Below are 12,380 nucleotides of genomic sequence, written 5' to 3'. Positions count from 1 at the left end.
GGTCGGTCCCGGGCATGACGGTGCCGGGCGGCCGGTCCGGCATCGGGCGGTCGGCGGATGTCACGTACCCGGGTCTCCATCGCGCGCCCGACCAAACCCGGGGAGGCGCATCTGTCACCGAGCGTATCCATTGCTGCTCTGGGTGCTGTCCCGGGTGCTGCTCTGTGCGATCACCCGTCCCGCGCAGGCCGTGACGAGGTGCGCGATGAGCCGGTGCAGCGCGGCTTCGGGGGGTTCCCGCCACACCAGGTGCAGTGCGATGTCCAGCGGTGGGATCAGCGGCCGGACCACGACGAGCGCGCCCGCGAAGTCCGTCTCCTGTGACGTCGTCACCAGGGCCACCCCCCGGCCCGCCCGCACCGCCCGGAACAGCGCTGCCGGTCCCTCCGCGGCCGGGTCGGACATCCGCCGCACTCGCACCCGGTGCCCGTGCGGGCTCAGGTCGCCGGTCCAGCGTTGCCGCAGGGCCGAGGCCAGGTACGAGGGGTAGAGCACCGTCTCCTCCTCGGCCACCCGGGCCACCGGGACCGGGTTGGCCAGCGCGAGCCGGTGCCCGGGCGGCACCACGATCCGCACCGGGATCCGGCACAGCGTCCGGACGGCGAGCCCGTGGCTGTCCTCCCCGCCCCACACGACGGCGGCGTCGGCACGGTCCTGCTGCACCGCCGCGACGGCGTCGCGGTCGTGCGACACGGCCGCGTCCACCTCCACCTCCGGGGCCAGGACGCCGAGTCCGCGCAACGTGGAACCGATCGCCCCCGGCACCCCCGGGGCCAACCGCAGGGCGACCCGGCAGGTACCGGGCACGGCGGAGTGAACCGCCTCGCGGGCGTGCTCGGCCCGGCCGAGCAGCACCCGGGCGTGCTCGAGCAGCACCTCACCGGCCGGAGTGAGCTCCACCCCGCGCGGGCCGCGCTCCAGCAGCACCACCTGCAGCTCCCGCTCCAGGGCCCGGATCTGCTGCGACAGCGACGGGGTCGCGAGGTGCAGGGCGTGGGCCGCCCGGCCGAAATGTCGTTCCTGCGCCACCGTGACGAAGTAGCGGAGCTGCCGTAGTTCCATCGGCCGGTTCAGCCGCCGGCGACGAACCGCGCGGGATCCCCGGCGGCCCGGGCCCCGCTGTCGAGCCATTTCCGGAAACCCTCCGGATCACGGCGCTCCAGCTCGTCGAGGTACGCGGCGCGCAGCAGGACGAGCCGGCTCAGGTGGGCCGGGTCCGTCGCGCGGCACACCTCGACGTAGCTGCGCCGCCATTCCCAGCACAACATCTCGGTGGACAGCGTCGGCACCGGGCACGATGTCCGCTCCGGTTGCGGGGGCGGGGCGGACGACCGGTCCGGCTCCGGCCGGCCGGGGTGCTCCGGCGGCGGTGGCGGCGGTGGCCCCGGATTCGCGGCGGGCGGCCGACGGTCGCGGGCGGCCCCGCGCAGCGCCATGGTCGTGATGGCCGCCGCGGCGCCGACCAGGAGCACCGGGACGGTGGCCGCTCCGAGCAGACCGATCAGGCCGTTCAGCCCGAGCACGGCGAGCAGGCCCACGCCCGCCGCCCGCCAGGAACTGGTCCGGATGTACGCCGAGGACTCGTCGGGCCAGCCTGCCCGGAACTGCCCCCAGCCGTACGCCGCCAGGCCGCACAGTGACGCCGCCAGCAGGGCCAGCACGACCACCGCCGGGGAGAGGCCCAACAGCCCGACGGCACCGAGCGTGCCGAGCAGCGCGACTGTGAGGCGTGAGGCGGTCCGGCGCGGGGACATGGCGACCTCCAGGCGACCCGATGGCGGCAGAGCCGCACCGGGGTCCCCTTCCCGCCGCGCGCTACACCTCCACCGTGCCGTTTGCCCACCGCCTGCGGGGGCACCCGACCGGTCACACGACGTCCAGAGGGAGAAAGCAATGAGTGAGCCCAGCGGCCAGGCGCCCCCGCTGACCAACCGTCAGGGCCATCCGATCCATGACAACCAGAACCAGCGCACTGTCGGTCCCCGCGGTCCGGCGACCCTGGAGCAGTACCACTTCATCGAGAAGATCACCCACTTCGACCGGGAACGGATCCCGGAGCGGGTCGTGCACGCCCGCGGATTCCTGTCCTACGGCCACTTCACGGCCACCGGCAAGTGGGGTGACGAGCCGATCGAGCGGTACACCCGGGCGAAGCTGTTCAGCGAACCGGGCAAGCAGACCGACGTCGCCGTCCGGTTCTCCACGGTCATCGGTGGCCGCGACTCCTCGGAATCGGCCCGCGACCCGCGCGGGTTCGCCGTGAAGTTCTACACCGAGGACGGCAACTGGGATCTCGTCGGCAACGACCTCGGGGTCTTCTTCATCCGGGACGCGCTCAAGTTCCCGGACGTCATGCACGCACTCAAGCCTGACCCGATCACGTTCCATCAGGAACCGGCCCGGATCTTCGACTTCATGTCCCAGACCCCCGAGTCGATGCACATGATCGTCAATTTGTTCAGCCCCCGCGGGATCCCGGCCGACTACCGGCACATGCAGGGGTTCGGGGTGAACACCTACCGGTGGGTCAATGCCGCGGGCGACACGAGGCTGGTCAAGTACCACTGGATGCCCCGGCAGGGCGTCGCCAGCATGACCGAGGCCGACGCCGCGGCGGTCCAGGCCGCCGAACTCGGGCACGCCAGCGCCGACCTGTTCGGAGCCATCGAGCGCGGCGAGTACCCGGAGTGGGACCTGCTCGTGCAGATGATGGACGACCACGAGCACCCCGAGCTCGACTGGGATCCCCTCGACGACACCAAGGTCTGGCCCGAGGAGGAGTTCGAGCCGAAACTCGTCGGGACCCTGCAGCTCAACCGCAACGTCGACAACTTCTTCGCGGAGAACGAGCAGGCCGCCTTCGGCACCGGCGTGCTGGTCGACGGCCTCGACTTCTCCGACGACAAGATGCTGGTCGGCCGCACGTTCTCCTACAGCGACACCCAGCGCTACCGCGTCGGCCCCAACTACCAGCAGCTCCCGGTGAACCGGGCCCGGACGGAGGTGCGCACCAACCTGCGTGACGGTCCGATGACCTACTACGTCGAGACCGGCGGGGAGAACCCCCACGTCAACTACGAGCCCTCGACCATGGGCGGGCTGCGCGAGGCCGAGCAGCGCGGGCCGGACGAGATCGGACCGGAGATCCGCGGCCGGCTGACCCGCGCCCGGATCCCGCGGACCAACGACTACCAGCAGGCCGGCGAGCGGTACCTGCTCATGGAGCAGTGGGAGCGCGACGACCTGGTGCACAACTTCGTCACCGCGATCTCCGAGGCCACCCCGGAGGTGCAGCGCCGGATGGTCTGGCACTTCTACATGGCCGAGGACGAACTGGGCCAGCGTGTCGGCGAAGGCCTGAACATCGGCCTCGACGACGTGCGTGACCTGGAGCCGTTGCCCAAGCAGGAGCTGTCCGAGGCCGAACAGCAGCGGCTGGCGAACCTGGGCAAGAACGGCCCGCGCGACGTCACGGGCAGGAAGATGACCCACTGCGTGCCCGACGAGCACCGCAAGGTGGCCGCCTGAGCGTCGTCGGTTCGACCGTCCCCGGAGCCAGGCCGCCGAGTCAGGCTCCGGGGACGGCCGCGCCCACGCCGCACCGGGCGCGTCAGGGAGCGGGCCGGCGGGCGTCCCCGGGGGCTCCCCGGGGACGCCCGGGCTCCCGCCGCTGACGTCTGTGTGCCCGGTTACCCGGGGCGCACGCGGGCGAAACGGCGGCGCAGCGGCCGGCCCGAGCACCTACGCGACGGTGCTCCGCTGCCGGTCGACGTGGACGACGCGGTGGCGACGGCCGAACTCATCGACGACGTGTACCGCGCCGCCGGGTTCGCACCACGGCCCCGCGGCGCGGCGATCGCGACTCACCGATGAGTCAGCCGCGGGGCGGGCCGGTCGTCCGGCGCACCACGAGGTGCGCGGTGAGCACCACCTCGCGGTGCTCGGCGCGACCGCCGTCGAGCCGCTCGACGACGGCGGCCACGGCGTGCTCGGTGAGCCCCCGGGTGTCCTGACCGACGGTGGTGAGTTCGACGTGCGCGAGCCGCGACAGCGGGCTGTCGTCGTAACCGGCCACCGACACCATGCCGGGAACGTCCACCCCGGCCCGGCTGAACGTGTCGAGCAGGCCCACCGCGCAGCGGTCGTTGAAGGTGACGACCGCGGTCGGCAGCTCCCCGGCGTCGAGCAGGGCCCGGGCGGCTCGCGATCCGGCCTCCTCGGTGTGATCGCCGGGTACGACCCGGGCACGGTCGACGAGCCGGGCACGTCGCATGGCGTGCTGGTAGCCGCGCCTGCGGTCGGTCGCGATCGTGCCGGGGCCACCGTCGACGTAGGCGATGTCCCGGTGGCCGAGCTCGGTCAGGTGCGCGACCGCCTGCCCGACGCCCTCGTCGTCGGCCACCCGGACGACGTCCAGGCCGGCCGCCGGGAACCGGCGCCCGACGGCCACCACCGGCAGCTGCCGGTCCAGCGCCGCGAGCCGGGGGGCGGGCGTCTCCGGGCCGAGCAGGACGAGCGCCTCGCAGCGGGAATCGACCAGGGTCTCGATCGCGCGCCGCTCGTCGCGTGTGCGGGTCCGCGTGCTCAGGACCAGGTCGTAGCCGTGCCGCTCGGCGACGTCGTGCACGTCCTCGACGAGCTCGGCGTGGAACGTGCTGCGCACATCCATCACCACGCCGATCAGCCGGCTGCGCCGGCGAGCCAGCAGGCTCGCCGCCCGGTCGGGCCGGTAACCCAGCCGGGCGGCAGCGTCGAGCACGCGCTCACGGGTCTTCGCGCTCGGGCCGGGCGCGCCCCGCAGGACCAGCGACACCGATGCCGTCGACAGCCCGACCGCCGCGGCGACGTCTTCCAGCCGGGGCCGCCGGCCCGGCTCCACCATCTCGCTCAGAAGAGCTCACCCTCCCGCGGGCCCCCGCCGAACCCTCCTGCGACCCATGTCTTGACAAATGCCGGAGACGACTCGGATGGTACCGGAGATTAAAGCGTTTTAAGCACGTATCACGGCCGGCAGCGGGCCGAGGGGGTGGCCGGCCCGCTGGCGCTGATCGTCATACTCGTCTCCTGATGGCAGGTAGACGGCATGATCACGATGCGGGCGGCGACCCGCAGCTCCTGGCCGCCAAGGCCGCGCTGCGGGACGAGGTCTGGACGGCCCTGACCGAGGCCGGGGTCGCCCGCTTCCCGGGCGCGCGCAACCGGATCTCGAACTTCCGCGGCGCCGAGGCGGCCGCGCAACGGCTGCGCGAGACACCGGAGTGGGAGCGGGCCGGGCACGTGAAGTCCAACCCGGACTCCGCGCAGCTACCGGTCCGCCAGCGTGCCCTGGAGGACGGCAAGACCCTGTACATGGCCGTGCCCAAGCTCGCCGAACCCGACCCGTTCTTCCTGCTCGACCCCGACCACCTCGCCGATCCCCCGCGCCGTGCCGTGTCCATCAAGAACGCCACCCGCTCGGCCCGGCGCGTCGCGGTCGCCGACCTCAGCCCGGTCGACCTCGTCGTCACCGGGTGCGTGGCGGTCGGCGAGGACGGTGCGCGGCTGGGCAAGGGCGGAGGGTTCGCCGATCTGGAGTTCGCGCTCGCCGCGGCGGCCGGGCTGATCGGCCCGGACACCGTCGTCGCGACGACAGTGCACGAGCTGCAGGTCCGTCCGCCGGGCGCGATCCCGACCGCGGCGCACGACGCGCCCGTCGACCTGATCGTCACCCCCGAGCGGATCATCGACTGCCGGGGCCGTCGCGCGGACCGGCCCGGGGGCGGGATCCGCTGGTCGGAGCTGACCGAGGAGAAGATCGCCGCGATCCCGCTGCTGGCGAAGCTGCGGGAGGGCACGATGGGCCGATGAGCACCGAGCACACCGAGCGCATCGAGCGCATCGAGCGCATCGAGCGCATCGAGCGCATCGAGCGCATCGAGCGCATCGAGCGCATCGAGATTGTCCTGGTCCGCGGCGACATCACCGAGCAGGACGTCGACGCGGTGGTGAACGCGGCCAACTCCACGCTGCTCGGTGGTGGCGGCGTGGACGGTGCGATCCACCGCCGAGGCGGGCCGGAGATCCTCGCCGAGTGCCGCGAGCTGCGCGGCACCCGCTACCCCGACGGCCTGCCCACCGGCCAGGCCGTCGCCACCACCGCCGGGCGGATGCCGGCCCGCTGGGTCATCCACACCGTCGGCCCGGTCTTCGCGAAGTCCGAGGACCGATCGGAGCTGCTCGCCTCCTGCTACCGGGAGTCGCTGCGGGTCGCCGACGAGCTGGGGGCCCGGACCGTGGCTTTCCCGGCCGTGTCGGCCGGGGTCTACGGCTGGCCGTTGGACGACGCAGCCCGGATCGCCGTCGAGACCGTCCGGGACACCCCGACCTCGGTCGCGCAGGTCCGCTTCGTGGCCTTCAACGCCGAGGCCGAGGACGCCTTCGCCCGCGCCCACGGCAGCTGAGCACCGGTCCCCGCAGGGCCAGCGGCGGCGCGGGGTTTCGTTCCGCGGGGCCGGGGCCGGGCGCGGTGTTGCGCGCGAGCCTGGGAGTTCGCGGGCCGAGCGGCCCCGCGAGCTGCGGGAGGTGGGCATGGCACGGATCCTGATGGTGCTGTCGGGCAGCGACCACTGGACGCTCTCCGACGGCACCCGGCACCCGACCGGCTACTGGGCCGAGGAGTTCGCGGTACCGCATCGGACGTTCCGCAAGGCCGGCCTCGACGTGCAGATCTCCACCCCGGGCGGGGTCCGGCCGACGGTGGACCAGGTGAGCCTCAGCCCCGACCGGGCCGGCGGGGAGGAGCGCGCCGCCGAGTTGCGCAGCTATCTCGAGTCGATCGACGACGAACTGGCGCACCCGCTGCCGCTGGAAGACGCCGCCGGCCGCTCCGGCGACTACGACGCCGTGTTCATCCCCGGTGGGCACGCGCCGATGGAGGACCTGCCCACCAACGCCGCGCTCGGCAGCGTCCTCGCCGATCTGTGGAACAGCCACCGGCTCGTCGCCGCGATCTGTCACGGGCCGGCCGGGCTGCTGGCCGGCAACCGGGAGGACGGCAGCTGGCTGTTCGCCGGCAGCCGGCTCACCGCGTTCACCGACGAGGAGGAACGCCAGGCCGGCCTCGCCGACCGGGCGCCGTGGCTGCTCGAGGACCGGCTTCGCGAACGCGGCGCGATCTTCGAGGCCGGCCCGCCGTGGCAGCCGTACGTCGTCGTCGACGGTGATCTGCTCACCGGCCAGAACCCGGCCTCGTCGGAGGACGCGGCGAAGCGGGCCGTCGAGATGCTGGGCGCGTTGCAGCGCTGAGCGGTTCCCGCGACGCTAGCTCTCGGGGTAGAACGCCGCGAGGTGCAGGTCGAGCTCCATCAGATCGGGGTGCGCGAAGAACGCGTAGTTCCGGTGGTCCACGGGGCAGCGGGGCTGGTGATGCACCTCGCCGGCCAACCGGGTCGCACGGCAATGCCCGCAGGGGACGGGCACCATGGGGTAACGGACAGTCACGAATACTCCTCGGACATGCACGCGGGCCGGCCGGAAAACGGGGAGCACCCGGAACCCGGCACGCTGGCGACGAAAGGTTACGCAGCGCGACACCAGCGGATCCAGCACGTGTGCCCGGGGTTACGCCGGGTCACCGGCACCGGATGATCTCCGGGCGCCGGGTCCGCGGCCCGGGCCAGCGGCCCTCCTCCCCCGCTCGACCTGCGAGGTTCCCCCGGCGGCGTCATCCGGGGCGGCGGCCCTGCGGTCATCGCAGGCGCAGTACGTCCCGGTGCGGATCGAACTCGACGGCCCCCGCCTCGGCCAGTTCGGCGAGCCAGCCCGACATGGGCCACCAGCCCCAGCGCCGGTGGAACGTGTGCGCGTTGCGCACGATCGCCGCGACCTGGCCCGGCGCGGCCCGGGTGCTCGGATGGTGCTGGTGATAGGCCCAGGCACCACCCACCCAGAACATCCGGGCCCCGGCCGCGGCGGCGGTCATCGCGAAGTCGGTGTCCTCGCCGCCGTAGCCGGTGTAGTCCTCGCAGAAGCCGCCGAGCGCCTCCCAGTCGCAGCCGGTGATCGCGAACGACAGCGACCAGAACAGCTCGAAGCGGTCCTCCGCCCGCACCTCGCCGTCCCCGGGCACCGGGCGGGCGGGATGCGGGACGGCCAGATCGCGCAGGCGGTCGGCCGGGTAGCCACCTGCCGGGGGTGGCGGCAGGTACCCGACCGGCCCGCAGAGCAGCGCCGGGCCGGTACCCCGCAGACCGGCCGCCGCGTCGGCATAGCGCGACAGCAGGGCCGGGTCGGGGATGCAGTCGACGTCGAGCAGCACGAGCAGGTCCGCGCCCGCCGACCGGGCCGCGCCGACGCCGGCGTTGCGGGCGGCGGCCAGCGGGAGCCCGCCGGCGGGGACCGGGACGGTCACGAGGGTCGTCGGCGGCGCGCCCGGCACGTCGGGCAGCGCCGGCTCCCTCCCCATCGCGACGACGACGTGCAGATCGGGCGCGGCGGCGGCCAGCCCGAGCCGTTGCCGGTGCAGGTGGGCGTCGCGCCGGTGGGTGATGGTGACGACGGCGGTCCTCACCCGGCGGCCAGCTCCTCGAGCAGCGCCGCGGCCCGCTGCCCGCCGGTACCGGTGGACCAGGCGGCCCAGGATCCGCCACCGCGGCGCAGCGTCCGCTCCAGCAGACCCGGCCACCGGTCGGGATCGGGCCAGCGGGCGGCGACCGTGGCGATGTGCGCCCGGCCGAGCGCGGCCGCGGTGGCGCGCTGCTCGCCGTGCGGGCGCTCCTGCGGGACGACGACCGCGGGACGGCGGGCCGCAGCCACCTCGGCCAGCGCGTTCTGCCCGGCGTGGGTGACCACCACGTCGGCCTCGGACAGTGCAGGCCAGGGATCGGCGAGCCAGCCCCGCCAGCGCACGGTGGCGGTGTCGCGGGCCGCCGGCGGCGGGGGGCCGACGACGTCCCAGCACCAGCCGGGCGTGGCCGCCGCCGCCGCGTGCACCTGGTCGGCGGTGACGTCGAGCCCACCCGAGCCCCACAGCGCGAGCACCCGCCGCGGGCCACCCGGTCCCGGAACCGGCACCGCCCGGCCGTCGAAACGGGAGATCGCACCGAGGTGCACGGTCTTGTCCCGCCACGCCTGCGGCCAGTCCGGGGCGGGGCGGGCCGGCCACGGCGCGAGCAGTCGCTCGGCCAGGTCGTAGGCGAGCCGGTGCGGGCGGTCGGTGCGGTCGCCGGGCTGGGCCATCACGACGACCGGGACCCCGAGCAGCCGCGCCAGCAGCGCGACCTCCACCGAGACGTCGGTGACGAGCAGCCGCACGTCCCCGCGGGCCAGGAACTCGGAGATCAGGCCCATCCGGGTCCGCATCCCGTCGTGGTGCCGCGGCGCCCAGTGCAGCACCCCACGGGCGGTGACGTCGAACGGCGCGGGATCCGCACCGGCCGCCAGTTCGTCGCCGGGCAGCCGGATCCACCGTCCGGTCCAGCCGGGCGGGGCGCCCCGGCCGGAGAACCCGACGACGGGCATTCGGGCGGCACCGGCGATGACGGCGGCCCGGTGCACGTGCCCGCTGCCGTGGTGGTGCACGTAGTAGCCGATCACCTCGCGGTCACACCGCCAGGTCCAGGTAGAGGTCCTCGTACCCGTCGACCATCGCCTCGATCGAGCACACCCGTTCCGCCCGGCGGCGGGCTTCGCCCCGGTCCAGCCGCGCCGCGGCGGTGATGGCCACGGCCAGCCCGTCGATGTCACCGGGCGCGGCGAGCACGCCGCAGCGGGAGTCGAGCAGCTCGGGCAGCGCGCCCCGCGCGTACCCGGCCACCGGGGTCCCGCAGGCCAGCGCTTCGGCAACGACCAGCCCGTAGGGCTCGTCCCAGCACGGTGAGACCACCGCGACGGCGGCCGACCCGACGAGCTCGACGAGCTCGCCGTGGTCGAGGTGGCCGACATGGTCGACGCCGTCACCGAGCAGCGGCTCGACCCGCTCGCGGAAGTAGTCCGCGTCCGGGATCGGACCGGCGAGCCGCAGTCCCGTTCCGGCCCGGCGCGCCGCGAGGATGGCGTCCTCGGGCCCCTTCTCCGCGACGATCCGGCCCGACCACACGGGCACGCCGCCACCGGGTCCGGGCATCCAGAACGCGGTGTCGACGCCGTTGTGCACGACCCTCGCCCCCGGCACGGACTCCGACCACTGGGCCGCGGTGAAGCGGCTGACCGCCGCGAACTGCACAGGACACGACGGCCGCGCCCGCACGGCCGACTCCAGCCACGGGGTCGGCGGCGTGTGCAGCGTCGTGACCACCGGCATCGGCAGGCTGGGCGCCATCGCGACCGGCAGGTAGTGCAGCGAGTTGTTGTGCACCAGGTCGTAGCCCTCGGTGTTGTCGGCCAGTTCGAGCATCAGCGTGAGGTAGGCGTGGTGCTCGCTGAGGAACGACTCCGGCGGCATGCTGACATCGCGGCGAGCCCGGTCGGAGATCGGTGGCCGGATCGGCAGCTCGCGCACGCCGAGGCCCACGTCGGAACCCGGGCCGGCGAAGACCTGGACCCGGTGGCCACGGCCGCGCAGCTGGTGCGCGAGCTGCCAGGTGTGCGCCTCCAGACCGCCGGGGAAGGGCTGACGGATCGGGTAACGGGCCGAGGCGACGACAGCGATGCGCAGCGGCCGGCTCACTGTGGCATCGGGAAGTGCGCGCATGTGGTGGACATGGGGACGATCGGCCTCACATCGCGCAAATGGATGACTGACGGGGCATACGGCGATGTGCCCATTCCGGTCACGGCGCAACCATGCGTACCACCTCGGTGCGCTGTCGGGCCCAGCCGACGTACCGGCGGGAGGAGGCACGGTCTCAAGGCGCCGGCCACGCTCACGGGCGCAATCCGAGCAGGACCCTGCGGTCGGCGAGCCGGCGCAGCCCGGCGGTGATCCACTCCGGGTGCGCGGCATACCGGTCCAGCTGCGCGGCACGCACCAGCTCGGCGGGCACCGCCGTGCCGTCGACGAGCCAGTCGGCGCGCGGCTCCTGCACCCGTGGTACCCGGACCGTGGGGCAGGAGAAGGTCGGCGAACCGGCGAGCAGCACGCGCATCGACTCGGCCTGGCAGTTGCCGTGCACCACGGCGAGCGGCCGGTCGGTGGGCCCCGGCCCGTCGTAGAACTCGCCGTAGTGCGCCCGGCGCCCCGCATCCATCCGGGCGTCGTGCCCGCAACCGCGCGATCCCGTCGAGATGGTTGGGACCGGCGCAGAGCGGGCATTCCGGCGCCGGCGGGCAGCGTGCCGAGCCGGAGAGGGAGGAGCCCGCGTGCGGATCGCGTCCGTGCCGAGCGGCCACGTGTACGTCGACCACCTCACCGACCCGGCCGGTGCCACCGGGGTCGTCCGGCTCCCCGATCCGCCGGTGCCGGGCGCACCACCCGGGCAGTGGTGGCCCCCGCCGATGCTGGAGGCGTCGTGGGTCGCCGCGCACGCGGACGAGTTCGACGCCTTCCACCTGCACTTCGGCTTCGACGACCGGTCCCCGGCCCAGCTGCGCGCGCTGGTGGCCGTGCTGCGCGCGCTCCGACGCCCACTCATGCTGACCGTGCACGACCTGCGCAACCCCCACCACCACGACCCCGCACAACACGAGGCCGCGCTCGACGTCCTGGTTCCGGCGGCCGATGCGCTGATCACGCTCACCCCCGGCGCCGCGGCAGCCATCCGGGCCCGGTGGGGCCGCGACGCCGCGGTGCTCCCGCACCCGCACGTCGTCGGCCCGGAGCGGCTGGCCGCGCCACGACCGGTTCGTGACGGGTTCGTCGTCGGCCTGCACGCCAAGAGCGTGCGCGCGAACGCCGACCCGGTGCCGGTCGCCCGGGTGCTCGCGACCGCGGTGGCCGACCTCCCCGGCGCCGTGCTGCAGATCGACGCGCACGACGACGAGCGCGGCCGGGCGTTCGCGGCCGCGGTGGCCGACCTGGACGTCCGGGTGCACCCGCGGTTCTGCGACGACGCGCTGTGGGACTACCTGTCCGGTGTGGACGCCTCCGTGCTCCCCTACCGGTTCGGCACCCATTCGGGCTGGCTGGAGGCCTGCCGCGACCTCGGCACCGCGGTGATCGCGCCGACCTGCGGCTTCTATGCCGAGCAGGGCCCCTGCCTGAGCTACGGCCACGACGAGTCGGGGCTCGACGCGGCCTCGTTGACCGCCGCAGTCCGGACGGCGTACGCCCACCGCCCGACCTGGCGCGCGGACCCCGCGGAACGCGCCGCCCAACGCGCCGGGCTCGCGCGGGCCCACGCCGAGATCTACGCCGCGGCCCTGGAGGCCGTGTGAGGATCCTCGTCCATGCGCCCGGCTCGGCGCACCACGGCGTCGTCCGGCACGCCACCGAGGTCGCGCGGCCGGCGGCGGTGCACGGGGTA

Annotated in this window: 13 protein-coding genes; 5 read left to right on the top strand and 8 right to left on the bottom strand. The window is 74.3% G+C overall.

Annotation, left to right across the window (positions count from 1 at the left end):
* Positions 1-114: 114 nt before the first annotated feature.
* Positions 115-1,062 carry a LysR family transcriptional regulator gene (locus HF519_RS12080; protein ID WP_169413006.1) on the bottom strand — a complete coding sequence of 316 codons (948 nt, stop codon included), beginning with the start codon at positions 1,060-1,062 and terminating at the stop codon, positions 115-117.
* An 8-nt stretch (positions 1,063-1,070) separates the two neighbouring features.
* Entirely contained in the window at positions 1,071-1,754 is a 684-nt protein-coding gene (locus HF519_RS12075; protein ID WP_169413005.1) for a hypothetical protein, read from the bottom strand.
* A 139-nt stretch (positions 1,755-1,893) separates the two neighbouring features.
* On the opposite strand from HF519_RS12075, the gene HF519_RS12070 reads away from it, so the two are divergent.
* Positions 1,894-3,528 carry a catalase gene (locus HF519_RS12070; protein ID WP_169413004.1) on the top strand — a complete coding sequence of 545 codons (1,635 nt, stop codon included), beginning with the start codon at positions 1,894-1,896 and terminating at the stop codon, positions 3,526-3,528.
* Positions 3,529-3,874: 346 nt separating this feature from the next.
* Here the strand turns inward: HF519_RS12070 and HF519_RS12065 are convergent, their stop codons facing one another.
* On the bottom strand, positions 3,875-4,882 hold the full coding sequence (locus HF519_RS12065) for a LacI family DNA-binding transcriptional regulator (RefSeq protein ID WP_169413003.1): 1,008 nt from the start codon (positions 4,880-4,882) through the stop codon (positions 3,875-3,877).
* A 185-nt stretch (positions 4,883-5,067) separates the two neighbouring features.
* Here HF519_RS12065 and HF519_RS12060 point away from each other — a divergent pair, with 185 nt between their 5' ends.
* The 3 genes from HF519_RS12060 (at position 5,068) to HF519_RS12050 (ending at position 7,284) form a co-directional block, all read left to right on the top strand.
* Positions 5,068-5,847 (top strand): 5-formyltetrahydrofolate cyclo-ligase, encoded by a 780-nt coding sequence (locus tag HF519_RS12060; protein ID WP_169413002.1) that lies wholly within the window; start codon positions 5,068-5,070, stop codon positions 5,845-5,847.
* Positions 5,844-6,440 carry an O-acetyl-ADP-ribose deacetylase gene (locus HF519_RS12055; protein WP_169413001.1) on the top strand — a complete coding sequence of 199 codons (597 nt, stop codon included), beginning with the start codon at positions 5,844-5,846 and terminating at the stop codon, positions 6,438-6,440. The genes HF519_RS12060 and HF519_RS12055 overlap by 4 nt, the downstream gene beginning before the upstream one ends.
* A 127-nt stretch (positions 6,441-6,567) precedes the next feature.
* Positions 6,568-7,284, top strand: coding sequence for a type 1 glutamine amidotransferase domain-containing protein (locus HF519_RS12050; RefSeq protein ID WP_169413000.1), 717 nt, complete (start codon positions 6,568-6,570; stop codon positions 7,282-7,284).
* 15 nt (positions 7,285-7,299) lie between these two features.
* On the opposite strand, the gene HF519_RS12045 is transcribed toward HF519_RS12050, so the two are convergent.
* The 5 genes from HF519_RS12045 to HF519_RS12025 form a co-directional block, all read right to left on the bottom strand.
* Positions 7,300-7,479: a hypothetical protein gene (locus HF519_RS12045; RefSeq protein WP_169412999.1), complete on the bottom strand. Its 180-nt coding sequence runs from the start codon at positions 7,477-7,479 to the stop codon at positions 7,300-7,302.
* 247 nt (positions 7,480-7,726) lie between these two features.
* Complete coding sequence (locus HF519_RS12040; protein ID WP_169412998.1) at positions 7,727-8,548, bottom strand: glycosyltransferase family 2 protein; 822 nt, start codon at positions 8,546-8,548, stop codon at positions 7,727-7,729.
* A complete protein-coding gene (locus tag HF519_RS12035; RefSeq protein WP_312860060.1) occupies positions 8,545-9,573 on the bottom strand; it encodes a glycosyltransferase in 1,029 nt (342 codons plus the stop codon). The genes HF519_RS12040 and HF519_RS12035 overlap by 4 nt, the downstream gene beginning before the upstream one ends.
* Before the next feature lie 7 nt (positions 9,574-9,580).
* Positions 9,581-10,645, bottom strand: a complete 1,065-nt coding sequence (locus tag HF519_RS12030; RefSeq protein WP_211169909.1) for a glycosyltransferase — start codon at positions 10,643-10,645, stop codon at positions 9,581-9,583.
* Positions 10,646-10,841: 196 nt separating this feature from the next.
* Entirely contained in the window at positions 10,842-11,165 is a 324-nt protein-coding gene (locus tag HF519_RS12025) for a WcbI family polysaccharide biosynthesis putative acetyltransferase (protein ID WP_169412996.1), read from the bottom strand.
* A gap of 112 nt (positions 11,166-11,277) precedes the next feature.
* On the opposite strand from HF519_RS12025, the gene HF519_RS12020 reads away from it, so the two are divergent.
* Complete coding sequence (locus HF519_RS12020; RefSeq protein WP_169412995.1) at positions 11,278-12,291, top strand: glycosyltransferase family protein; 1,014 nt, start codon at positions 11,278-11,280, stop codon at positions 12,289-12,291.
* The last annotated feature ends 89 nt before the right edge of the window (positions 12,292-12,380 follow it).

The organism is Pseudonocardia bannensis (assembly GCF_012911875.1).
Classification (GTDB): Bacteria; Actinomycetota; Actinomycetes; order Mycobacteriales; family Pseudonocardiaceae; genus Pseudonocardia; species Pseudonocardia bannensis.
This window is presented reverse-complemented; position numbering and strand designations above follow the sequence as displayed.

Excerpts from the sequence above, each read along its gene's own strand:
- HF519_RS12080 (WP_169413006.1), bottom strand. The coding sequence starts at position 1,062 with ATGGAACTACGGCAGCTCCGCTACTTCGTCACGGTGGCGCAGGAACGA.
- HF519_RS12075 (WP_169413005.1), bottom strand. The coding sequence starts at position 1,754 with ATGTCCCCGCGCCGGACCGCCTCACGCCTCACAGTCGCGCTGCTCGGC.
- HF519_RS12070 (WP_169413004.1), top strand. The coding sequence starts at position 1,894 with ATGAGTGAGCCCAGCGGCCAGGCGCCCCCGCTGACCAACCGTCAGGGC.
- HF519_RS12065 (WP_169413003.1), bottom strand. The coding sequence starts at position 4,882 with ATGGTGGAGCCGGGCCGGCGGCCCCGGCTGGAAGACGTCGCCGCGGCG.
- HF519_RS12060 (WP_169413002.1), top strand. The coding sequence starts at position 5,068 with ATGGCAGGTAGACGGCATGATCACGATGCGGGCGGCGACCCGCAGCTC.
- HF519_RS12055 (WP_169413001.1), top strand. The coding sequence starts at position 5,844 with ATGAGCACCGAGCACACCGAGCGCATCGAGCGCATCGAGCGCATCGAG.
- HF519_RS12050 (WP_169413000.1), top strand. The coding sequence starts at position 6,568 with ATGGCACGGATCCTGATGGTGCTGTCGGGCAGCGACCACTGGACGCTC.
- HF519_RS12025 (WP_169412996.1), bottom strand. The coding sequence starts at position 11,165 with ATGGATGCGGGGCGCCGGGCGCACTACGGCGAGTTCTACGACGGGCCG.